Source organism: Mucilaginibacter paludis DSM 18603 (assembly GCF_000166195.2).
In the GTDB taxonomy this organism is placed as follows: domain Bacteria; phylum Bacteroidota; class Bacteroidia; order Sphingobacteriales; family Sphingobacteriaceae; genus Mucilaginibacter; species Mucilaginibacter paludis.
Genome location: NZ_CM001403.1, coordinates 1,200,880 through 1,225,272 on the forward strand (window position 1 = coordinate 1,200,880; position 24,393 = coordinate 1,225,272).

Here is a 24,393-nt window from a genome sequence, read left to right on the forward strand (position 1 = left end):
TTTTTATTTAAATAAAAAAAGCAATATCGAGAACAGGCCAAGCTTAAATCGTAACTCTTTAAGTGAGTTATTAACCTGGTTTTTTACAGTTTTTTCTGATAAGTTAAGCTTTTGCGCAATTTCCCTATGCGAGAGGTGAGCTTTCCGGCTCAATTCAAATACCTCCCGCATCTTAGCTGGTAACCGGGCTATCTCCTTTTCAATCAGGTTGGCTAATTCCTTTTCGCGGATGTATTCGTCGGTAATAGCCACACCGGTATCTAAAAACTTCCCTAATGATTCGGCATAGTCAACCCTTACTTTTTTCCGGTCAAGCAAATCAAAAAATTTGTAGCGCACAGCACTGTACAGGTAAGCGGATAACGACGAATTGAACTGAATTTGGCTATGCTTGCTCCACAAATAAATAAAGATGTCTTGTACAATATCTTCAGCTTCGTCCTCGTCTTTTACAATTTTGCAGGCATAAATGTATAGTAAGCCCTGGTACCGGGCATAAATTTCAGAAAAAGCTGCCCGGTGTCCCTCTTTTAAAAGAACAACCAGTTCAGCATCCGCTATTGAGGTAACATCTAACATTTACGCCTACTATATTCTATTGAGTAAGTAAAGCGCAAAGAAAAGAAGTTGGTATTACCTCAATATTAATTTAAGAGCACAATATTTCACCATGGAGCTTTAAGGCCATGGGTACTCCAAAACCAGGATACATACGATTAAACACCTCATCTATTGGTTGAGATATAAAAAGCTTAGTTGGTCTTAACTGCTGGCAATCAATTATCCCACAATATTTTCACCTTCCAAAAAAACGCGTTTATGCTTTCAGATTCAAAAGTTTGTCGGCATTACCATGGGCAATCCTGGCTACTTCTTCATCAGGAAGATCAATCTCATTTAAAAATTCAATTCCCATTTCGTTTGTACTAAAGGGATAATCAACAGAAAACATCACATGATCAATTCCAAAGGTATCCAATGCAATTTTTAAAGGTGGCTGGGTAAAAAAGCCGCTGGTAGTTAAATACACCTGGCTGCGAAAGGTGTCGGTAAGCGTACGCACATTAGCTCCTCCGTTGCCGGGTTTAAAGGCTTTCTCCGACCGTGCCATCATCATGGGCAGCATCTCTCCCATGTGGCCTATCACCAATTTCAGTTTGGGATATTGATCAAAAATGCCCGAAAAAAGTAGCCGCAAAACATGTAAAGCCGTTTCTGAGTGCCATCCCCAACCGTAGCAGGCCAGCGCCTCTGCCATGCCAGAGTAATTGGGCAATCCGCTATAGTAAATATCGGCTACCCCTTTGGGCGGCAGGCCGGGGTGCAGATAAATTGGAACGTCGAGTTTTTGGGCCCGCTCAAATATCGGCGCAAATTGGGGATGATCTAAAAACTGGTCCCCGGTTAGGCCCCGGATCATGGCGCCGCAAAAATGGTGTTCTTTAACTGCACGTTCCAATTCGTCGGCGGCGGCAAACGGGGCGGTCATGGGTAAATGGGCAAAAGCTGTAAACCGTTTCTCGAAGCCCGCAATACGATTCGCAATCAGGTCATTATATTGCGTAGCGAAAGCAGGGCCTTGCTGCGGGCTTAACAAGTTAACACCCGAGCTATCTACCGAAAGTACCTGCATGCTGATGCCGTTGGCATCCATTGATTTTAAACGCTCCCCGGTAATATCGGCCAGTTTTGGCGCTATACGTTGCATCGCTTCCGACCGGCCAAAACTACCGAGCGCCGCTTTGGGTATTTGATCGGCCATTTCCGGAAAAGAGATATGTTCTTCGAGTGTAACTATTCGCATGTTTTTATTGATAGTAATGTGTTTGCCGTACTTCATAACTTTTACAAGTACATTGATGCAAAGAAACCTACGCACCAGTTGAATAGCAATGCATGGTTTAGGGTAATTATAGCACTATTCGCGGATTATTTTGCTGTATAAATAAGTGAGTAATGCTTTTGCATTAGGCAATCTTTTACCTAATGATACAATAGTGTCCTTTTCAATCTTATCTCTTAATGCAATAATTTCAGAGACTGTATCTATCACATCCTTTTCGGTCTCAATAATGCCAACCCAAAAGAATTTTAGCCATTTTTTCATCTGGGCTGCTATCTTTTGCCTTCAGTACAGGCTCATCCTTTCGGCTACGTGCCCCATCAATGTGGCTGGATTGGGTCATAATGTTTAACATTCTTGTTAATTCGGATTTACCGCAAAAGATCATCGTCAACGAATTCTATTTTTCTTGGGCTATCGGAATGTATGGTCATAGATTGATTTTGATTCTTTTGGAATGCTTGATAACTTACTGAAGAATAAGGGAACACTTAACGGCCCCAGTGTTCCAACGGACCACTGGGGTCTCTCCTTTGGCAGTCTGAGGCTGCATTCATTGAACATCCTCCAGGTTTTTTACTTATGCAAGTATCGCTTTGCCAAAACCAGCTACAAATACCTATGCCTATGTCAAAAACAGATAGAAATGCCTGTTTTTAAAAGCGATGATTTATGCGCTTGTTTCAGGTATTTGATTAGATCAATTTTGTTGTGGCAAAAGCTTTTGACAAAAGGTGGAGCAGAAACCACTTGAATAAACGAACCTTTCTGCAAAGGAATAATTGCAGGGGCGGAATCCGAAAAGCCATAAGAGTAGGAGAGTATTCACATTTTAAAATCTAATCAAAATGGCAAACGTAAATGAAAATCAACGATTTTTTCGTGGGGCGATACCCTCTCCGAGATACAAACTTGCGGCAGCAAAGCCACATGAAATAATTGGAAGTACACCACCTAATTTTCTGTACAATCCAGCCAACATCTCCTTTTGGGGTAATGATCAATATGGTGACTGTGTTACCGCTGAAGAGGCTTTTGCAAAGGCCTGTTATAATCCTGAAATATTTATTTCAGACCAGGTTGCTATAAACTGGGCTAGTGCAAATGGTTTTCTTAATGGCGCATACCTTAGTTCTGTGTTAGAAAAAATGGTGCACAATGGTTTTATCGAAAACTATTTTCAGTATAACGATGGGGTGAGCTCATCTGTAGACTGGACCAACGCTAACATTCTTCAAAATGCTATCGCTCAAGGACCTGTGAAAATTGGTGTTGCTGCCGATCAACTTAACAATGTGGTTACGCCAGGTAGAAATGGATGGTTTGCAGCAAATTTCAATCAAGACCATAACGAAGATCATTGTGTTAGTCTTTGTGGGTATGGAACGATATCCTGGCTGGCGACGCAATTCGGTGTTTCCGTTCCACCTCAAATCAATGGGAACGATCCAGGCTATGCTATGTTTACCTGGAATAGTATTGGAATTATTGATGTTCCATCGATGATTGCGATTACGGCGGAAGCCTGGCTAAGAAATCCAACAACCAATATTATCCAACCGGTCCAGTATTTAAAAATACAGGTAAAAAGTAGTGGGCAATATTTAAATATTCTGAATGCAAGCCAGGCAAATGGTGCAGAGGCATGCCAGGGCGATACCCCAACAACGGATAATTTTTTGTGGCAACTTATTCCTTCATCCACCGTTGGCTATTATTTGATTAAAGTAGCAAGTAGTGGGCAATATTTAAATATTTTGAACGCAAGCCAGACAAATGGTGCAGAGGCATGCCAGGGAGATACTCCAACAACGGACAATTTTCTTTGGAAGGTTATTGCGGAAGGAGATTACATTAAACTGCAGGTAAAAAGTAGTGGACAATATTTAAATATTGCAGGCGCAAGCCAGACAAATGGTGCAGGAGCCTGCCAGGCCGATACACCAACAACGGATAATTTTCTTTGGAAACTTGTATTGTAGTGGATTGTTTTGATTAAAGTTTGTATTATATTTCTTTGCAGAGCTCTTAAGATTAATGAGCTCTGCAATTTTTTTGCAGTTGTTATGTTTCGCATTTAACAATGTATAGGACGTTATTGACCATGTGAGAATGAGAATACAAAATAAAAAATCATGTCAAACAAAGAAGACGAATTAGCGGCAGGTACATGGAGTATATATACCTGCATAATTGACGAGGCAGCAAAACTTGCATTTGAAGAAGCTATGAAAGGCTTTGTTGGTGTAAGGCATGTGCCGGTTGCTGTTTCTTTTCAGTTGAAGAATGGCATGAACTACAAATTTTTCTGTAATGCAACACCTGTTGTATTACATCCAAACCATTTTGCTTCAATTGTTTGCGTGTATAAACCATTGAATGGCCCCGCAAATCTTATCCATATTTTTCCCATTCAAACTTAATCGTTCGTTCAGAAATAAAGTTGTAGTGTCAGGGAGTGCCAACTAACTTATTTATTGTTAGTTAAGATATTCAGTTTATATGATTTTAAGGACTATACCTGTAGATTATTTAAGTACATACATAGTACACCGGAGAGTTATCAACCTACGCAACCGCATCCCGTCATCCTCATTACGCCAGGCCACTTGTAATAGCTATAAGCAGTGTATTAACTAAGCGAATCCCCCGCATCTCACCGCCTTTAAAAATATCCCCGACCAAGTACTCCAAATGCTTATATTTGAGTAAACCTATAAAACATGAACCAGATTAAAAAAGAAGATATCCGCCAGGAAGTATTCGACCTGTACGACGATTACGCGCACAGCCGGTTAGACCGCCGCGCCTTTATGCAAAAATTATCCCTGTATGCCGTTGGCGGTTTAACCGTTACTTCTTTAATGAGTTTCCTGATGCCCGATTACCAGGGTAATGTACAGATTACGGCAGACGACCCGCATTTAAAATCGGAATATATTAAATACGATTCGCCCAAAGGCGGCGGGAGCATTAAGGGTTTGCTTTCGGAACCCAAAGACAACAAAAAGAAATTAGGCGGTATTGTGGTGGTACATGAGAACCGCGGCCTGAACCCTTATATTGAGGATGTAGCCAGGCGGGCCGCATTGACGGGCTTTATCACCCTGGCTCCGGACGCGCTCACCCCTTTGGGTGGCTACCCCGGCAATGATGACGAAGGGCGTACCATGCAAAGCAAAAGAGACCCCAAGGAAATGCAGGAAGATTTTATAGACGCCTACAATTACCTAAAAAATCATCCCGACTGCAACGGAAAGATTGGCGTTGTGGGTTTCTGTTATGGTGGTGGTATTGCCAATATGATGGCCGTTCGCATTCCCGATCTGGCGGCTGCGGTGCCGTTTTATGGCAGCCAGCCCGCGGCAGAAGATGTGCCCCGGATTAAGGCTCCGCTCCTGTTGCACTACGCATCGCTCGACACACGGATCACCGGTGGCTGGCCGGCCTACGAAGCAGCCTTAAAAGCCAACGATAAAAAATACCAGGCTTATATTTATGAAAACGTTAACCACGGCTTCCATAACGATACCACGCCCCGGTACGACAAAGCCACCGCGGAGCTGGCCTGGAAACGGACAATTGACTTTTTTACCGAACATTTGAAATAGCAGGGCCAAAGCTTTATACCAATATCCGGATTAAGCCGGGGGCTGATGATGATTGAAAAAAAATAAAACTATAGTTAATTTGAGGCGTTGCTTTATAAAAATAGATCAACCATGAAAAATCCATTTGTAACGCAAAATCATAACACGGCACTGGTGGCTACACTGGCTATCAGCACCGCCGCTTTGGGCGGCCTTACTTACTGGTTTATACGCCGCAGGCAAGAAATTGCCGCTGCCGCAGCGGAGCTGAAGGAACATGCTTCAGATTACCTAAAGCCACATCCGAAGAAAAAACTCCGCGCAGACAAACACGATCTGGAAAGCCTGGTAAATCACTCTTAAGGTACAACTAACCTATCTTATATAAACCCGCTGGCTAAAGTATAGCAGCGGGTTTGCTTTTTTGGGATTAGCACGCATTGCTACGGAAAGGGCAGGCATCGTCTTTCACACTTAGCACATGTTAATAGTTGTAGCCAAAAGCTTGCCTAACAAGCAGTTTGTTTTATTTCAGGCAATGTTTAAATTTTATTGATGATCCCTATATTCAGCCTTTACTTGCCAATTCAATCATGGTTGAAATTTCGGCAACGGCTTCATCAACCGAGCCTGAAAAACCAGTTAGCCTGAACCTGATGTGGCCGTTAGCATCTATGATAAATTTTGACGGGATGCCCGAAATCTTAAACTGATCTACTACTTTATTTTGGTTATCCATCAACACCCGGAAATCGTAGTTATTTAGCCTGATAAAATCGCGGGCTTTTTTCTCTTTCTGATCACCTTTCTCCCAGGTATCTATAAATAGAAATACCACATCAGGATTCGCCTTATACTTTTGAAGGGCTTTTTGCATACCAGGGAAAGAAGCCTTGCAAGGGCCGCACCAGGTTGCCCAAAAATCGAGTACTATCACCTTGCCTTTAAGCGATTCCAACGATACGCTTTTACCCTCTAAATCCTTCAGCATAAACAGCGGCGCCGGCTGGTTAAGCATCATTTTATGGATACCGGCAGTTTTAAGCTCATTGCTCAGCTCATCAGCCCGGGCAATATAGGCATCAAAGGAAACAGGCGTGGTATTATTTTGGTTATAACCTGCCTTTAAAATTCCCCGGATAACCGGGGTAGATTTACCGGCTTTAATAAAAGCAAGCAAGGTATCCCGGTACTGGATATAGGGCAATAATTTGGCGGCTAAAAGAGCATAGGTTTGGTTTTGTTCCGCTATAGCATCTTTACTCAAAGTGATTGCCTCCTGTGCATAAACCATACCTTTTTGATATTCTTTCTTTTGATATAGTACCGATGCGTATAAGCTTGCAGACTGGGCATACAGTTCATGCTTGTATTTATCCCATTGCCTGCCGCTAAAATAATGCGGAAGATCGGTTTCAGGTTTTAGGAGGTTTTCTTTGATCAGGATATACGCTCTTAAACCAATTTCCTGGCAATAATCCAGGTTGCTGCTGTCTGCGAGCATCGCTTTTGTAGCCAGGTTATAAACGCCCACGCTAATGCTTTTTTCTATTTGAAGCTTACGCATAGCGTTTTCAAAACCTTTCCAATCTTTCTTAGCGATATACCCATACGCAAATTTCCAGTGTTGCTGTAATGGCGATTTTTGGTTGATGGTATCTATCAACCTATCCATTTTTACGGTATCGGTTTCGGCAGCCAATTTCTCCTGGTATAGGTCCTCGTCAAATACTTCAGGAAATTTCTCTTTCATCAAACGTTTAATCTTAGCCGATTGCTCCGGTTGCCTGGCAAGCCTGTACAAAGCCACGAGGTTGGCAAAATCGAGTTTGCTATTTAAACCCTGTTTTAATGCGAGATCAATTTGCGCGTGCAGCAAAGCGTTGGTTTGCTCCTGATGGCTCCCTAATTGCAAGGTGAGGTAAGAGATAAGCAATTCTTTTTTGCTTTCGGGATACAGCTGTAACTCACGCTCCATATACTCAAGAGCTTTGTCTGTATTTCGTTCTATACCGATCTGCCAGGCCCCACTGTTGTAATACCGGGAAGCCGATAAGTAACTCCCCTTAACAACTTTGCCTTTATGATATAAGGCCGTCCAGTAACCGTTCCCTTGATTGGTGTCGTAAACACCCGCTTCAGCAATTGCCCAATAAACAAAATTATCGGCGGTATCTGTTTTGAGTGTAGCAACATATTGGTTTTTTACTTTTTTCATATTCATATCAATCGCCCTTATTTCGCCATGCGAGGCAATAAAAGCAATTGCTTCAGGCTCTGTTATGCCTGCAACGGGTTGATAGGTAATGGTTATCATATCACCCGGCTCTGGCTGAGCCGGGATGATATTAAACCTATTTTGCGACTGAGCCGATATAGCCAGAAGAAGTATAAAACTGATAAACAGGCTTTTTTTTAACATGAGTTTTAATTTAATTATAACCCGTATTCTGAATTAAATTCGGGTTGGCCAATATTTCTGTTTGTGGCAAAGGCCAAAGTTTGGCAAAAGGCTTATAAGTGGTTTTGGCAGCACCTAAAACCGCGTCTATCGTACCCGTGCGTTTCAAGTCAAACCAGCGATGGCCCCATTCGGCAAAGTATTCAATTCTGTTTTCCCTGGATATGGCCGCAAGTAAGTCGGCCTGCAAAACTGCCGTAGTGTTACCTAAGCCCGCCCTGTTACGAATGATATTTAAATCGGCTATAGCGCCGTCGGCATTATTTTGCTGCGCTCTTGCTTCCGCCCGGATCAGGTATTGCTCCGCCATACGGAATAGAATATTATCCTCTACATTAGCCGCACTTGATTTTGCTTTGTATTTAGCCGGATAATAATAGGTGTTGGTATTATAAACGATTGATCCAATCCAAGAGCCCCTGCGTTTATCGGGCGTATTAGTTACCGGGTTTACTTCAAAACTACTTAACAAGCCGGTAGTAAGTGTAAAAGTAGGCCCGTTTGTGGCGGTTGGAGTATATTGCAGGTAGGAGTTGGTATTATTTTTTGAACCTACCGGAGCCAGTTGCCAAATGGTTTCGGTGCTCGTTTTCAAAAAAACATTGTCGGTGTTTTGCACTAAAGTATACAAGCCGCTCTGTATAACGGTGCTTGCCTGTGCTTCGGCCAGGGCCCACTGTTTGTTGTATAAATAAACCTTGGCAAGCAAGGCGGCGGCGGTATATTTATTAGGCCGGGCCCTATCTGCCGATGGGTAGGTGGCTGGCAGCATCGTTTCTGCCAGTTGTAAATCGGCAATAATTTGTTTATAAACCTCATCTGCGGGTGCTTTTCCCTGGGTACTGTTTTGCTGATAGGTGGTGCTGGTGGTTAGTGGTAAATCGCCGTAAAGGTTGGTTAGGTAAAAGTAGTTAAACGCCCGTATAACGTAACACTCTCCCAGCAACTGGCTTTTTACAGCCGCCGAAATAGCCGACGACGCACTGATCCCTTCTATAGCGGCATTGGTCAGGTAGATATCTTTATATCCGTTTCGCCAAACGTTATAAACGGGGCTTAGCGTGCCGCTACTGCTGATGGTGTTGGTTTGATAATCAGCGTAAGTTTGGGTATAATCCAGCAGGTCATCGGCCCCAATACTGGTAATGGCGCCAATACCATCATCCGTTAAATATTGCGGGCCGGTAAACAAGGCCATATAAGCATATATACCATCAACTGCGGACAATGCTGTAGCATCAGACGTAAAAACCTGGGTGGATGTGATAGCGCTGTTTGACAAATCCGCCTGCAACAATTTTTTGCATCCTCCCAAGCTGAATAGTAAGCCAAGCAGCAAATAAACAAGCAGGTTATTTTTTATGTAAAATATCTTTTTCATGTTGATTTAAATTTAAAACCCGACTTTAATACCCATTGTATATAACCGTAATGGCGGTGTATATAAACCCAGCGTTTCCGGATCAAGGCCTTTGTAATTAGTTATCGTAAATAGGTTTTGCCCTTGTAAATACAGGTTACAGCTTGCTATGTTAACCCGGTTGAGCCAGGCTTTAGGCAAATTATAAGATAGATAGGCATTCTTTAACCTTAAGTAAGACGCATCTCCCCAGGTGGCGGTAGAACTGCTATAATCGCTGTAACCCGCCGAAGAAGTGGTTGGGCGCGGAACAAGCGCATTGTTGAGGGTGCTGAAATCCTGATTGGTCATGGAACCGTATTGGTTGGCGCTGCCGGTATAATACAAGTAATTAAACGCCTCCTTTTTTACGTATTGAAAAGCAAAACTCAGCTGCCAGTTGCCGTAAGCAAACGTATTTTGCACGCCGCCGTAAAATTTGGGGTCTTTACTGCCGATGGTAACATAGTCTGATGTATTGATGGTGCCGCTGCCGTCTTTGTCTTTGTAAATAATGGCCCCGGTGGTTTGGTTGTAACCTGCGTACTCATATCCGCGATATATATTAATAGATTGGCCGATGACATAATTAGCCGCGTTAGACGATCCCGCTAAACCGGGATAACTCAACAGCGTGTTACGTGGGATGGTAAAATTAATACTCGTTTTCCAGCTGAAGTTAGCGGTGTGCACATTATCTGTGCTTAAGCTTAACTCAATACCTTTGTTTTGGATAACGGCAGGCAGGTTATATTGTACGGTGCTAAAACCAGTTACCAACGACAAGGGATAACCAACTAACTGGTTCCCAGTCCGGTTACGATAGTAGTCGGCTGTGATAAAAATCCTGTCGTGAAAAAATCCCAGATCAAGTGCCACGTCTAATTTATTTACCGTTTCCCAGCTATACTCGCTATTGGCCAGGTTGGCCGGGTTAACAGTTGCTACACCCTGGTAAGTATAAGGATAGGCCGTATATTTAGAATAATAGCCATAATCGGCAATCTGATCGTTACCGGTGGTACCATAGCTTGCACGTAGTTTCCCAAAACTTAAAATGTCCGATAGCTTTTTAAACAATTCTTCTTCGCTAAAAACGTATGCACCGCCTGCAGACCAGAAGGTGCCGAATTGTTTATCGGGCCCAAACCTTGACGATCCGTCGCGCCTGATGGTTCCGTTAAAGATCAGTTTACTTTTCCAGTTATAATTTATCCGGCCGAATACGGACAGATAACGATAATCATAATTGGTATTGCTCAGGAGGGTGCTTCCGGCCGCCGAGGCGCTGTTGATCAATAGATCAGACGAATAGTTATACCCGTAAATGTAGGCGGTATTGTTGGTTCTCCGTTGGAAGGTACCGCCTGCCAGCGCCTCCAGTTTGCCTTCGCCCAGTTTGATATTATAAACTGCCTGCGGCTCTATAATGAAGCTTTTTCTTTTAGTATCGCCAAATTGGGCGTAGGGAGCCGGATAATATAAACTGTTAGGTAAAAAAGAAGAAAACGGATTCCCCTGGTATGATTCCAGTTCGTCCTGGTTATAACCCAGGTTTAGTTTTAAATCCAGGGTATGAAGCACCTTGTAATGCAGCAACACATTGCTGATTAAATTGGTGGTGGTATTTTTATACAAGCTATTGGTAGCGCCGAGCGGGTTAGGGTGCGTATCATCCAATCCCTGCCAATTTAAAGTACCATCAGCCTTATAAGGATTAAAATTAGGAGCCATTAAAATAGAAGTACCCAGATCGGCACCTGGCAATTTGTTCAGATCATACGAAAAATTATTTTTAATGCTGATTCCAAACTTCTGGTTGATAGAATTAAAATCATACCCGCTCTGGATGGCTATCCTCGAATCGTTATCCGAACCGGGATAAACCGTTCCTTCGTTATGATAGGCTGTGCTAAATAAAAACTTACTTTGCTCGGTGCCACTTTCAAGCTTGATGTTAGCGTTGGTTGTAGCGGCGTTGTTGCCCAGCAACACTTTTTGCCAGTTTGTATTTTGATTGGGGCTAAAAACATTCAGATCAGGCGCACTTACCTTAGCGTAATCAAGTCCATCATTGGTAAAGGCCTGCTTTCTGAGGGCCAGGTATTGTTCCGTATTCAACAAATCCATCTGGTGGGCCACCTGGCTGATGCCATAGTCGGCACCCACAGTTACATTTAGCTTACCCAAGGTGTTTTTTCCTTTCTTGGTGGTGATTAAAATAACACCGTTAGCGCCTCTTGAGCCGTAGATGGCTGTAGCATCCGCATCTTTCAATACATCGATGCTTTCAATATCGCCCGGGTTAATACTGCTTAACGGACTTAAATAGCCCGCATATTTATTGGCCGTAGAATAATAGGTTTCAAATAAATTCATCGGTGTCGATTCAAACGGCATCCCATCTATGACATATAAGGGCTCGTTACCGGCACCTATGGAATTGCTTCCTCTTATCTGCACAGATACGTATGCACCAGCTGTCCCGTTTGTTTGGGTTACGTTTAAGCCAGCTATACGCCCTTCAAGCGCAAGCAATGGGTTAGCCACCGCCTGTTCATTAATATTTTGGGCACTTATCCTCCCTACCGAACCGGTAAGGTCTTTTTTTAAACTCGTGCCATAGCCTACCACCAAAACCTCGTTTAACCCGCCTACCGATGGGCTTAACCGCACCGTCAATTGGCCTCCTGCCGGAATTTTAACTTCCTGCATCTCATAGCCAACGAAACTGACCTGGAGTATTTGCCCGGCTTGGGCTGCATCTAAACTGAAATGGCCGGTTTGATCGGCGGTACTGCTCATCGCGCTGCCTTTTATTTTTACCGTTGCTCCCGCAAGCGGCTCACCCTTATCATCGGTTATCAAACCGCTCACCTTAAGTTGTTGAGGAGTTTGCTGTTGCGAGGGCGCGCTGATAACCGGCTCTTTTACAACCTTTGTTTTGATGAGAATGGTATTTTTATCGATAAAATAAGTAAGGGGTTGTTTATCAAATACCTCTTGCAAAATGGTATTGATATCGGCATTAACGAGGTTAACGGTTACCGGAACAGCCTTTTTAATTACTTCGTTATTATAGATGAAGAAATAGCCGGTTTGCCTGTGAAGCTCCCGCAGAACCGATTTAAGTTCGGCATCTTTTTTTACAATGCTTGCCTTTTGAGCCAGCGACGATGCGCTGATGTGCAAAGTAAATACGAGTAATAACAAACCTGTTAATTTCATAATAACAGCAGCTTTTTTGAGTTTTTTAAGGAGTGGCTGGAGAGGCGCCGGGCGCTGAAAGTTAATTCCATTCGGAATTTTAGAATGTACATGTTCATTCATACATTTGAAATGTTTGGGTTAAGTGTTAAAATCAATAATAGCGTTGGTAAGTCCGACTTGTCGGATCAGGTTAGCCCAAACTTTAGCCTTTCCGGAGTGGGATCCGGAAAGGTTTTTCAGGCTACCTCGTGTGATGGTTTTTATCTACATAGGCAATCTGTTTTATTGTTATTTCTTTTTTACTGTAATGGTTTTTCCGTTCACCTTAAATTGCGCGTCTCCTGCGCGCTCAATAAGTTCCAGCACATCGTTAATATCGCTGCTTTTTTTAATTACGCCGGTAAACGTTAATTGTGGTTTGATCCCCTCATAATTGATGTTCGCGTTGTAGCAACGCGCAATTTGCAGCATAATCTGCTGGATATGGCTGTTATCAAAAACAAAAGCACCGGATTTCCATGCAACAACATCCTCTGTATCAATATTTTCAACAACTTTAATATGACCGCCTGTTTTTTGTGGAAGGGTATCAAGCCGGGCCTGTTGCCCCGGTTTTAACAAGGCTGTTTTACCAGGGGCCGAAATCTTCACGCTTCCCTCCAGCAGGGTTGTTTTAATAAGCCCGTCATCGCCATAAGTATTGATGTTAAAATGCGTACCTAAAACTTCAACTACCTGCCCTTTAGAGAGTACCTTAAAAGGTAAATGCTTATTTTTAGCAACTTCAAAATAGGCTTCACCGGTAAGCTCTACCGTTCTGTAGTTCCCGGTAAACCTGGTAGGATACTTTAAAGCAGATGCTGCATTGATCCATACTTTTGTTCCGTCTGCAAGGGTTATCTGATATTCGCCTCCTTTGTAGGTTGCTATCTGGTTATAGCGTATCTCCTGATCCTGATTTCCGGAAGATGAGCCAGGCAAATAAGCAATTGCCCCGTTTGCGGTTTGACTAACCACTACGTTGCCCTGGCTCGCTATTGTACCGGCATGGGTGCCATTTAAAATAACCTGTTTGCCGTTATCCAGGGTAAGTATAGCCTGGTTTCCGCCCGGCAGCAGCTCATTCCTGCTGATTTTAGAAGATACCTGATGATGTTGGCCGCTTAAATAAAACCAAGTGCCCAAACCTGCAAAAATCAGTACAGCTGCCGCCATACCTAACCACGTTTTTAAAGGCCGGATCCGGCCATGGGTAACGGGTAAATTTTCTGATATGCGGGCTTGATAAGATTTGTATTCAAGCTCGGAGAAGGTAAGTTTACTATCCTTATTTAAATTTTGAATGCGATAAAGCAGTACATCGATTTCTTCTTCCGTCGCAGTTCCGTTCCGGTATTTTTCCAGTAATTCAGTAATGTCTTTATGAGTCATGCTTAGCCGGATAATAATCTCCTTTATAAACAAGACGAATAATTAAGAGCGAAGGGGTATATGAATTTAATTTTTTTTATAATTATGAAAAAAATAGCGCCATAAGTAGCAATAAACCCCAAATAAAGAGATCAAGTTTAATTTTCAGAATTTTTATAGCATTTTTTATTTGTTTTTTTACCGTTTCTTCTGAAATATGAAGTTCTGATGCTATTTCTTTGTGAGAAAGATGCTTATACCGGCTCAATTTGAATACATTTTTCATTTTATCGGGCAAATCATCAATTTCATTCTCTATAATATCCGCCAATTGCCTTTCTCTCACTTGGTAATCCGCTTCCTTCACTTCAATACTCAACTGTTGTAAAAAATGATGATACTTTGTTTCCGTTTTTTCATGAACAATTTTATCCAGTATTTTGTAATGGATACAAGTGTATAAAAAACCTGCCAGGTTAGTTTTCAATACAAACGTTGTTCTGATACTCCAGAGCATGGCAAACACCTCCTGAACCACATCTTTTGCCTCTTCTTTATTTTGGAGTTTTCGATAAGCATGCATTAACAGCAAGGCATTATACCGGTTAAAAATTTCAGCATAGGCGTATTCGTCACCATCTTTAAAAAGATTAGCCAACTCCTGATCCGGAAGAGTGCTATAGGACGCCATACTATTTTTATTAGCGAATGTAATCAACTTTTAGCAAAGCATACAACCACACATGGATTGTGGGTTATAATCCCCCATTGCCCTATATAACCGGCTTTATCAATAGAGGCCGTAGTGCCACAGTTGGTATTGTTTGCATCATGCAAACTTAGCTCTTTATGTAACAAGCCATCCCGCCGATAAATAACCGGTTGCTTTGCTGAGTTGTACCCAATAGCATAAATACAATTTTGGCTACCCGTTTTTAGAGCGCGAGGCCACTTACAGCCAAACAGCTTTAATAAATTTTTAATCTCCACCCTCTTGTAAATTTCGTTTCAATTTTAAATTTTTGTGCGCCTTTTTTCAGGGTGCAAACCAAAATACAAACTTCAGGGTATCGATAATGACCATTAACGGCAATATTTTTACTGTGGATTTTAAAGTGATGGCTTGCCACCTGGGGCAGTGTTATTTATTTTATGGTGTGTACTGTTAAACATTTTTAAATCCATGTTAGCATTTTCGATGTCGGCACGTGCAAAAAAACTAAAAACGTGCTTAACCTATGTAGCTTTTTTAACCGCTATGATGAGCGGCTTAGCGTTGCGCTGCAGCGCCCAGGGTGTTACCCTTTACACCCCTTACACCAGTATATCAGTACCTCCGGGCGAGTCTATCAATTACGATATTGATGTAATTAACAAGGGCGGGGCGGTAGCCAATGCATCGCTGTCGGTTACCGGCTTACCCAAAGGCTGGACCTATACCGCCAAATCCGGGGGATGGAGCGTGGGGCAGGTTTCGGTACTACCGCGCGACAAAAAAACCATTAATCTGCAGGTGCTGGTACCCTTGCAGGTTAATAAAGGCACCTATCATTTTGTGGTAAGGGCAGCCGGTATAGCCCAATTGCCGCTTACCGTAATTGTATCACAGCAAGGCACTTTTAAAACCGAATTTACTACGGCGCAATCCAATATGCAGGGTGCGGCTAATTCTATGTTTACTTATACGGCCACCTTACGCAACGGCACAGCGGCCGACCAGGTGTACGCTTTAACAGCCGCCGTTCCGCCGGGCTGGAACGTTAACTTTAAGGCCGATTATAAGCAAGTATCCTCCGTTAGTATCGAAGCCAATAAAACCAAAGACATTACTATTGAAGTTGATCCGCCCGACGAAACACCAGCAGGTTCCTATAAAATACCCTTAACCGCTGCTACGAGCGCTACCTCGGCCAGCCTTAACCTTGATATGGTAGTTACCGGCTCTTATGGCCTGCAACTAAGCACGCCCACCGGTTTATTGAGCACAAAAACCACTGCCGGCGACGAGAAGCGCGTAGAGCTGTCGGTAAAAAACACCGGTACCGCCGGTTTAAAAGACATTCAGTTGCAGGCTACCGCTCCCGCCAACTGGGATATCAGCTTCGACCCTAAAAAACTGGATAACCTGGATGCCGGGGCCACCGCGCAGGTATTTGCCATTATTAAAGCCGATAAGCATGCCATAGCGGGCGATTATGTGGCCAACCTGGAAGCTAAAACAGCGGCGGTATCATCCAAGGCAGATTTAAGGGTATCGGTAGAAACCTCCCTCCTTTCGGGCTGGCTCGGGCTGCTGATTATTTTACTGGCTTTAGGCAGCGTATACTATTTATTCAGAAAATACGGAAGGAGGTAAGCTGTGGAGCAATCAATTATCGAATTGAAGGGCCTTACCAAACGATACGGAACATTTACGGCGGTTAACCATCTCGACCTATCCATTAACAAAGGCGAGGTTTTTGGTTTGCTGGGGCCCAATGGTGCAGGCAAATCAACTACCATATTAATGATGCTGGGCCTTTCCGAACCGTCGGGCGGCTCGGTGAAAGTTTGCGGTATTGATGCCACGCATGATCCTATCGCGGTGAAACGGCGCGTAGGTTACCTGCCGGACGATATCGGTTTTTATGAAAATTATACCGGGCTCGAAAACCTGCTTTATACTGCCCGGCTAAACAGCCTGCCCGACGATATTGCCATGAGCCGTGCTACAAAGCTGTTGCAACGGGTGGGCCTGGATGCCCAGGCAAACAAAAAAACCGGGAAATACTCGCGCGGGATGCGGCAAAGGCTTGGCCTGGCCGATGTGCTGATCAAAAACCCTGAAGTAATTATCCTGGACGAGCCCACCCTGGGGATTGATCCGCAGGGCGTACGCGAATTTCTGGACCTCATCGTTCAATTAAGCCGCGAAGAAGGCATTACCGTGTTGCTATCATCGCACCATTTACACCAGGTACAGCAAGTGTGCGACCGGGTTGGCCTTTTTGTGGGCGGCAAATTATTGGCGGAGGGGAATATCCCTCAATTATCAGCCAAACTATTCCCCGACGAGGCTTTTACCATCAGTGTAAAAATAAAATCTGCCGCAGGCGAAAGCCCTGAAGCTCAACATCAACGGTTGCTCAACATTTTACAATCGATACCCGGAGTGATCAACGTTAGGGCGAACGACGGGCTTTTTTTAATTGGTTGCTTACGCGATATTACCGAAGTGATTGCCAAAACCATAGTAGATAACGGCTTCGGCCTGGTACACCTGCATCAAAAGGAATATGGCTTAGACGATATTTATCACCGCTATTTTGAAGGAAGGGAGGATAATGGAAAAGTTAACTAACACCATCAGGGGATGGCAGCAAAATATTTTAACACAACGCTTTAGCTTTGCAGCCGGGCATAGCCGTGCCCCCCACCCTTTCTGGGTAATGATTAATAAAGAGGTAACAGACCATGTACGAAGCTGGCGCTTTATCGTGTTGCTGTTGCTGATCCTGCTTACCTGCTTTGGCTCGTTGTACACCTCTGTGAGTAACCTGGCCAAATCCATCAAACCAAATGATCCAACGGGTACATTTTTTTTTCTTAAGCTCTTTACACTATCCGACGGTACCTTGCCGCCCTTTCACGTATTCATCGGCTTCCTGGGGCCGCTACTGGGTATAGCCCTCGGTTTTGATGCTGTTAACTCCGAGCAAAACGCAGGTACATTGAGCCGCATTATGGCCCAGCCTATCCATCGCGATTATGTGATCAATGCTAAATTTGTAGCCGCACTGATCGTGATCAGCACGCTATTTTTCGCGCTTGGCTTCCTGGTGATGGGCCTGGGGCTCATCATCATCGGCATACCGCCTACGGTAGAGGAGTTTTTCCGGGTTGTTTTCTTCCTGATGCTCAGCGTGCTTTATGTAGCGTTCTGGCTTAACCTGTCGATATTGTTCTCCATCAGGTTCAGGCAGGCAGCTACCTCAGCACTTACCGCCATTGCTGCCTGGTTATTTTTTACGATATTTTACCAGATCATCGTCAGCCTTGTGGCAAGAGCAATAATGCCACCAGAAGGTGCCGCACAGCAGGACGTAATGCAATATCAGCAGTTTATTTTGAACCTGATGCGTGTAGTACCCAGCCAGCTCTATACCGATGCCACCACAACTTTACTAATGCCAGCTGTACGCAGCCTTGGGCCGTTAACAATGGAGCAAGTATCGGGTGCTATACCCAACCCGCTACCATTAGGGCAAAGCTTATTGCTGGTATGGCCACAGCTTACGGGGCTTATAGCAGCCACGGTGTTATGCTTCGCGCTTTCGTATTCCTTATTTATGCGCAAAGAAATCCGGTCGCGATAATCAAAATAGCCGGGGCAGCTTTCGCAAGCTCTGAACAAGATGTAGAAAAACCAAATGTTTACCAGTAAGGGCTGTACCATAACTCATGGTTGGCCCTTTTTTCACATCCAACGGTATGCTTCTGGTTAATTACCTGCTTTATCATCAGCATTCTTCAAATTGCCTCATGGCATCAACGTCATTTTTAATCGATAGCCTCCGTTACCGCCAAGTAAATCGACCCATATCCTGTTGGCGCTACAAAAAAAACGTAAACAGCAATTTATACCTCGTTGTATCTTCATCCCGAAAGTTTTTCATCTTGTTAAAGTCAATTTTTTTAATCATCTGTTCTAAAACTGCGAAAAAAAAACATATTCATCCCTTATCAGGATACTAAAACAGGTTAAACGGAAGTTTAGATTATTAACTTGAGCGATGTGCTCTTTTTATACCTCTTTAAAAATGGTATATTAGCAGTGTGAACATGAAAGAGTTATGGAGCGAGAACGATTTGCTGATTCAGATATCTGAAGGTAGTGAACATGCTTTTGAATTGCTCTTTAACCAATACCACCAAAAGGTTTTAAATTACGCCTACAAAATGCTCCAGTCCCTGCCCGCTGCCGAAGAGGTGGTTCAGGATGTTTTTATTCGCATTTGGGTTAACAGGGCATCATTAGTTAACGTTGAAAATTTTGGCGGCTATATCCGCACTGTGTCACGAAATCATACACTAAACGCGTTAAAGAAGGCCGCGCGCGAAACGCTGGCTTTCGCTATTAAAAATCAAGGCTGGACGGATGCCGATCTGGATACGGAAAACCATCTGCATTATAAAGACACCCGTAAGATACTCGACCAGGCCTTAAACGCGCTGCCACCACAGCAAAAGTTGATCTACAGCATGTGTAAAGTTGAGGGTATGAAGCAAGATGAAGTTGCCCAAAAATTAAAAATATCGCCCTTAACGGTAAAATCACACCTTCGCCAGGCTGCGCAGGCGGTAAGGTCATTTATGCTGCTCCATCAGGACGCCATATCGATTACAATTTTTCTCATTGTAAATCAATCAGTTAAAAAATAATTCATTTTTTTTAGTTATTTCACTGCTCCTTTTTTTCTTCCCGGAGGTCAAGTAATAAAAAAGCAGATTAATAAGCGGTTAAGTAATTGCTAAATTAATCTCTCCCTCAATTAAAATGAGTACTAATACAAGATTTGAGTATCTGTTTCAAAAATACCTGGACCACTTGTGTACCGACAGCGAACGTTTGGAATTGATGGCCATGATAGACGATGAAGCCAACGAGCAACAACTCAGCTTGTTGATGGAATTGGCATGGGATAACCAGGAATCAACCATCGCCCTAAGCCAGCAAAGGGCGCGCGAATTATTCGCCCAGGTAATCAATAATAACAACCGTACAGTTAACGAAGATGCCGCACCCCGAAACAGATCGTGGTTTAAATGGGCGGCAGCAGCCGTAGCGGCATTGGGTATCGCGATATCTGCAGTTTATTTCAGTGCCGATAAAACCCATACCGCACCAGCACTGCTGGCTAAAACCACTACCGAACATCAATTAATTAAACTGCCGGATGGCAGCACCGTGGTTTTAAATAAAAGCAGCTATTTAACTTATCCGGCTGGATTTACCGGAAAAACCCGGGAAGTGAATTTAGTAGGCGAAGGCTATTTTGATATCCGGCATGATGCGGCACACCCCTTTATCGTTCATACGGGGAAACTATTTACCACGGTTTTGGGCACCGCCTTTAACATCAAAGCGTATAGCCAGGAAAAAAACATTACAGTAACCGTAACCCGCGGAAAGGTGAGCGTAAGTAATAGCCAGCAGGTATTGGGCGTGATAACGCCTAACCAGCAGATAGCTTTTGATAAGAATGCTCAGAATATGGTGCAGCTTAACGTTAACTCAGAAAAAGTAGTAGAATGGCAAAGCAAGGATCTTTTTTTAACCGATGTAACTATGCTGCAGGCTGCACAAACGCTTGAGCAACGCTTTAATGTAAAAATAACCTTTGCTAACGATGCCGTTAAGAACTGCCGCTTTACAGGCACTTTTTTACACGGCGAAAAATTTACTGATATTTTGCAGGTGATCTGTGATTTTAATAACGCTACCAGTAAGGCTGTTGATGCAGAGCATTACATCATTAATGGAGCAGGCTGCCCCTAAGCACACCATATATATAATTAATTAACAAAACTTAAACGATTAAACCCCAGCAAATGAAAAAGATGTACTAAAAGTAAGCCGGTAAAGCAAAAACCCCCTGCTACTAACAGGAGGTTTAAGAGTATGCCTGTTTCGGCGCCAACCGTAGGCAGGCTGTTTTAAACAATTTTCGAGGATCACTTAAAACAATCAAATTTATGAATTTTTCTGCACAATCCGCAGAAGGCAATTCGTGGCGGGTACGCCATGCCCAAATTGCTCTCTTCTTATCACCGTATGTAATTCGTCAAATTATGCGAATAAGTTTATGTACCGCCATCCTGGTTATCACTACCCTGCATTTGCTGCTGGCCACCTCGGTTAGCGGACAAAAGGTTGCTGATGTGAGCGTTACCATCAGTTTGGAGAACGAATCATTTGAGTCGGCTATTAAAAAGATCGAGTCAGCAACCAAATTCCGGTTTATTTATCGTGATCAGGATCTTAAAACATTCAGCAAATTAAACCTGCCTGCCGAAAAGCGGACCGTTGCCCAAACGCTCGACCTGTTATTTAAAAACAGTGCTTACACCTACAAGCAACTCAATAACAGCATCATGATTATTAGCAAACCAGCTTTAGCCCCAGCCCCGGCAAAAGAGCGGACTGAAGCTATTGTACGCCACGTACTTAAAGTGTATATTACTGATGTGGACGGCCAACTGCTGCCTTTTGCCAATATTACGGTAAAAGGATCAACACGGATGGTGGTACAGGCCAATCAGGATGGTTATGCTTATATACCGAGTATAAGTGATAAAGATGTATTGATTGTAAGTTTTGTTGGTTACACTACACAAGAAATTATAGTAGGGAGCCAGGAAACTATTCATGTTAAACTGGTGCGCGATCCGGCCAGTACACTTAAAGAAGTTTCTGTGATATCCAACGGTTATCAAACACTGCCCAAAGAACGCAGCACCGGAGCTTTTTCTACAGCTACAGCTAAAGACATTGAAAAAATACCGATTCCGAATATCGTACAGATACTGGAAGGCATGGTACCAGGTCTACAAGTAGCAGTTACCGCAGGCGACCGTACTTTTGACTACAACAATACACAGCAGGCGGTAAACGGCAACACACGTACAGTAGGCACCAACGATTACAACATGACTATCAGGGGTACAAGCACGCTGTCGGCTGAAAGTTTCCCATTGATTGTTGTTGATGGCGCCGTTAGTACCTTAGATCTTTCTACCATTAACCCCAACGATATAGACAATGTTACTTTTTTGAAAGATGCTGCCGCCGCTTCCATTTGGGGGATACGTGCCGCTAACGGAGTAATTGTGATCAATACCAAAAAAGGGATTAATAGTGCGGTACCCAAAATCAGTTTTTCTACCAATTTCTCTTTTTCAGGCAAGCCCGATTTAGGATATCTAAAAACCATGACATCGGCACAAACACTTAATTATGAAAAGGAACTGGTGGACCGGGGTTTTGTTACCGATTTAACCAACTCAACGTACTATAACGCTGCAGCTAATGTAAGAAGCCAAGGCAGTTTACTTGCCCTGCAATTAAAAGCGGGTACCATAACACAGGCGCAATATGATGCCCAGGTAGTGCAACTTAGCACTATTGATAACCGCTCGCAAATATCAAAATACTTACTTCAAAATGCACAAAGCCAGCAGTATAATTTTGCTGTGAGCGGCGGTAACGATTTTTCCAATTATTATTATTCGGCGTCATACAGCAAAGAGCTTCCCAACACCATAGGCAATTCGGCAAAGCGTTTAACCCTTAACCTTACTCATAACTGGAAACTGTTTAAAGTAGCAGACTTGTCTGTAAATATCAAGGGATCATCTTTTAAATATGTTAATGATGGTATTGCATTATCCTCGTTATGTACCGCATCTCAGTCTACATTAATGCCTTACAGCTTACTTAAAGATGCAAATGGCAATAATCTGTCTTATGACTTTGCTGTGCCGTCATCCTACACAGCTACACTTTCATCCGCACGGCCAAACTGGCAGTACAGTTACTTAAATGAGCAGAACAATAATGACAATACACAAAAAGATAATGACTATACTGCCACAGTTAACTTAAGAATCCCTGTTTTTAAAGGACTAAACGCATCGGGCTTATATTCTACCGAGCGTACCTTTAGCACAACCCGAACATTTTATAACCAAGATAGTTATTACTATCGTAACTTTATTAACTACTATACCGCACCTACAGCGTCTGTTAACAGTATAGGCATTACCAACGGTGGGATATTGAACCTGGTTAATACCAACAACAATAACTATACAGTTAGGGGGCAGTTGGATTATAGTAACACTTTTGCCCAGGTACACCAGGTTACTGCTTTAGCAGGTACGGAAATAAGAGAAACGCAATTAGGCCAGGGTACTGAAACACTTTACGGCTACAACCTGTCTTCCGGCTTAAGTACCGGTGTAAATGCAGGTAACACATCGGCAACCAATGTAGGCTATGCTACCGTAACAGGCAATACTTTTAATTTAGCTTCGCCAACTTCACAGGCAGATAAGACCCGCCGTTACTTATCCTACTACGGCAACGCGGCTTACACCTATAATAACAAGTACGTTTTAACCGGTAGCGTGCGCTATGACGATTATAATAACTTTGGTTTAGACAGGCAATACCGCGCCACACCGGCATGGTCGGCAGGAGCTAAATGGAACCTGAGCGATGAAGCGTTCATGAAACAATTTACCTGGATTGACCATTTGGCGCTCAGGGCTACTTATGGCATCAACGGCAATATCTCAACCACCGTCTATCCGTTTACCTATATCTCGATAGGTACCGACGGCACCACCGGGCTGCCAAATTCAAGCATCTTGTACACTGCCAACCCTCAGCTTAAATGGGAAAAAACCTATGTAACAAACCTGGCAGCCGACTTTTCTTTTCTGAACAGCCGTATTAGCGGGTCGGTAGATTATTATAAAAAGAATAGCAAAGATATTCTGGCTTCTTTTGCAATAAACAACACCTACACAGGTAATATCAACAGTGGTGTTATTGTACAGAATTCAAGCCACATTACCGGTAAAGGCGTTGACCTGAGCTTAAACGGCATTGCATATAATACTAAAGATTGGAGATGGAATCTTGGTGGCACATTTTCATACAATACCAACCAGTTAGAAGATGAGCGCTATACCAAACAATATACCAGTTCTGCTTTTGCCACTACCAGTTATTACGCAAATCCATCAGCATTGGCTTACCTGTCCGGATACCCTACCGATAAGATCATGGTATTCAGGAACGCGGGGCTTGATGCTAACGGCTTAACGCAGGTATACGCCGAAGATGGCAGTATTATTAAGGCAACAACAGCAGCCATACCCACATTAGGCGCTTTAAAATACGCTGGACGCAGGGTGGCACCCTATTACGGTAGCTGGAATACATCAGTAAGGTATAAAGATTTTACTTTATTTGCTTTGACCACTTACCAGTTCGGTAACGTTTTTCTGAAACCAAGTATTGGCACTTACAGCACCAACATTAACCAGGTAAAATACGATCTGAGTGCCGATATAGCTAACAGGTGGCAAAAACCAGGTGATGAAGCTACCACCAACGTTCCGGGATTGAACGGAACTTCAACGGCTGTTAACGCCAGTTTAGTACGTTACCAATACTCGGACATTAATGTTTTAAAAGGTGATTATATCCGTTTACGCGAAGTTTCGTTAAGCTACCAGTTACCAACCGCTTTGACCAATAAGGTGATGATCAAAAACGCTAAGTTAGGCTTTGCAGTGCGCAACCTGGGTTTACTATGGACGGCTAACAAACAAGGCTACGACCCGGATTTTGTTAACTCCCTGGACAGAACCTATAGCTTGCCCGCAACTCCCTCTTACATTCTTTCATTAAATGTTAACTTATAACCAA

18 protein-coding genes are annotated in these 24,393 nt (G+C 43.2%); 10 read left to right on the forward strand and 8 right to left on the reverse strand.

The window, feature by feature from the left end; genetic code table 11:
- Positions 1-3 precede the first annotated feature (3 nt).
- The 3 genes from MUCPA_RS05120 to MUCPA_RS05130 form a co-directional block, all read right to left on the reverse strand.
- Entirely contained in the window at positions 4-579 is a 576-nt protein-coding gene (locus MUCPA_RS05120) for an RNA polymerase sigma-70 factor (RefSeq protein ID WP_008504864.1), read from the reverse strand.
- Between the two features lie 238 nt (positions 580-817).
- The gene (locus MUCPA_RS05125; protein ID WP_040627068.1) at positions 818-1,804 is read right to left on the reverse strand and encodes an amidohydrolase family protein; all 987 of its coding nucleotides are present in this window, start codon (positions 1,802-1,804) and stop codon (positions 818-820) included.
- A 114-nt stretch (positions 1,805-1,918) separates the two neighbouring features.
- On the reverse strand, positions 1,919-2,107 hold the full coding sequence (locus MUCPA_RS05130; RefSeq protein ID WP_040625726.1) for a hypothetical protein: 189 nt from the start codon (positions 2,105-2,107) through the stop codon (positions 1,919-1,921).
- 584 nt (positions 2,108-2,691) lie between these two features.
- Between MUCPA_RS05130 and MUCPA_RS05140 the strand changes: the two genes are divergently transcribed.
- The 4 genes from MUCPA_RS05140 (at position 2,692) to MUCPA_RS05155 (ending at position 5,796) form a co-directional block, all read left to right on the forward strand.
- Positions 2,692-3,825 carry an RICIN domain-containing protein gene (locus tag MUCPA_RS05140; RefSeq protein ID WP_008504867.1) on the forward strand — a complete coding sequence of 378 codons (1,134 nt, stop codon included), beginning with the start codon at positions 2,692-2,694 and terminating at the stop codon, positions 3,823-3,825.
- Positions 3,826-3,978: 153 nt separating this feature from the next.
- Entirely contained in the window at positions 3,979-4,266 is a 288-nt protein-coding gene (locus MUCPA_RS05145; RefSeq protein ID WP_008504869.1) for a hypothetical protein, read from the forward strand.
- Between the two features lie 300 nt (positions 4,267-4,566).
- Positions 4,567-5,454, forward strand: a complete 888-nt coding sequence (locus tag MUCPA_RS05150; protein ID WP_008504870.1) for a dienelactone hydrolase family protein — start codon at positions 4,567-4,569, stop codon at positions 5,452-5,454.
- A gap of 111 nt (positions 5,455-5,565) precedes the next feature.
- Entirely contained in the window at positions 5,566-5,796 is a 231-nt protein-coding gene (locus MUCPA_RS05155; RefSeq protein ID WP_040625728.1) for a hypothetical protein, read from the forward strand.
- Between the two features lie 205 nt (positions 5,797-6,001).
- On the opposite strand, the gene MUCPA_RS35715 is transcribed toward MUCPA_RS05155, so the two are convergent.
- The 5 genes from MUCPA_RS35715 to MUCPA_RS05180 all read right to left on the reverse strand — a co-directional run bounded on the left by MUCPA_RS35715 (position 6,002) and on the right by MUCPA_RS05180 (position 14,604).
- Entirely contained in the window at positions 6,002-7,855 is a 1,854-nt protein-coding gene (locus tag MUCPA_RS35715; protein WP_008504874.1) for a TlpA family protein disulfide reductase, read from the reverse strand.
- Positions 7,856-7,865: 10 nt separating this feature from the next.
- Positions 7,866-9,275 carry a RagB/SusD family nutrient uptake outer membrane protein gene (locus MUCPA_RS05165; protein ID WP_008504876.1) on the reverse strand — a complete coding sequence of 470 codons (1,410 nt, stop codon included), beginning with the start codon at positions 9,273-9,275 and terminating at the stop codon, positions 7,866-7,868.
- A gap of 12 nt (positions 9,276-9,287) precedes the next feature.
- Positions 9,288-12,521, reverse strand: a complete 3,234-nt coding sequence (locus tag MUCPA_RS05170) for a TonB-dependent receptor (RefSeq protein WP_157543816.1) — start codon at positions 12,519-12,521, stop codon at positions 9,288-9,290.
- Positions 12,522-12,791: 270 nt separating this feature from the next.
- On the reverse strand, positions 12,792-13,934 hold the full coding sequence (locus MUCPA_RS05175) for a FecR family protein (protein WP_050982030.1): 1,143 nt from the start codon (positions 13,932-13,934) through the stop codon (positions 12,792-12,794).
- 82 nt (positions 13,935-14,016) lie between these two features.
- Positions 14,017-14,604, reverse strand: coding sequence for an RNA polymerase sigma factor (locus tag MUCPA_RS05180; protein WP_008504883.1), 588 nt, complete (start codon positions 14,602-14,604; stop codon positions 14,017-14,019).
- 492 nt (positions 14,605-15,096) lie between these two features.
- Here MUCPA_RS05180 and MUCPA_RS05190 point away from each other — a divergent pair, with 492 nt between their 5' ends.
- From MUCPA_RS05190 to MUCPA_RS05215, 6 genes are all read left to right on the forward strand, one after another.
- Positions 15,097-16,269: a COG1470 family protein gene (locus MUCPA_RS05190; protein WP_008504884.1), complete on the forward strand. Its 1,173-nt coding sequence runs from the start codon at positions 15,097-15,099 to the stop codon at positions 16,267-16,269.
- Between the two features lie 3 nt (positions 16,270-16,272).
- Positions 16,273-17,253, forward strand: coding sequence for an ABC transporter ATP-binding protein (locus tag MUCPA_RS05195; protein WP_008504885.1), 981 nt, complete (start codon positions 16,273-16,275; stop codon positions 17,251-17,253).
- Positions 17,237-18,268 carry an ABC transporter permease gene (locus tag MUCPA_RS05200; RefSeq protein ID WP_008504886.1) on the forward strand — a complete coding sequence of 344 codons (1,032 nt, stop codon included), beginning with the start codon at positions 17,237-17,239 and terminating at the stop codon, positions 18,266-18,268. The genes MUCPA_RS05195 and MUCPA_RS05200 overlap by 17 nt, the downstream gene beginning before the upstream one ends.
- A gap of 466 nt (positions 18,269-18,734) precedes the next feature.
- Positions 18,735-19,334 carry an RNA polymerase sigma factor gene (locus MUCPA_RS05205; RefSeq protein WP_008504887.1) on the forward strand — a complete coding sequence of 200 codons (600 nt, stop codon included), beginning with the start codon at positions 18,735-18,737 and terminating at the stop codon, positions 19,332-19,334.
- A 115-nt stretch (positions 19,335-19,449) separates the two neighbouring features.
- Positions 19,450-20,451, forward strand: coding sequence for a FecR family protein (locus tag MUCPA_RS35720; protein WP_008504888.1), 1,002 nt, complete (start codon positions 19,450-19,452; stop codon positions 20,449-20,451).
- 197 nt (positions 20,452-20,648) lie between these two features.
- Positions 20,649-24,389 carry a SusC/RagA family TonB-linked outer membrane protein gene (locus MUCPA_RS05215; RefSeq protein WP_008504889.1) on the forward strand — a complete coding sequence of 1,247 codons (3,741 nt, stop codon included), beginning with the start codon at positions 20,649-20,651 and terminating at the stop codon, positions 24,387-24,389.
- Positions 24,390-24,393: the final 4 nt, after the last annotated feature.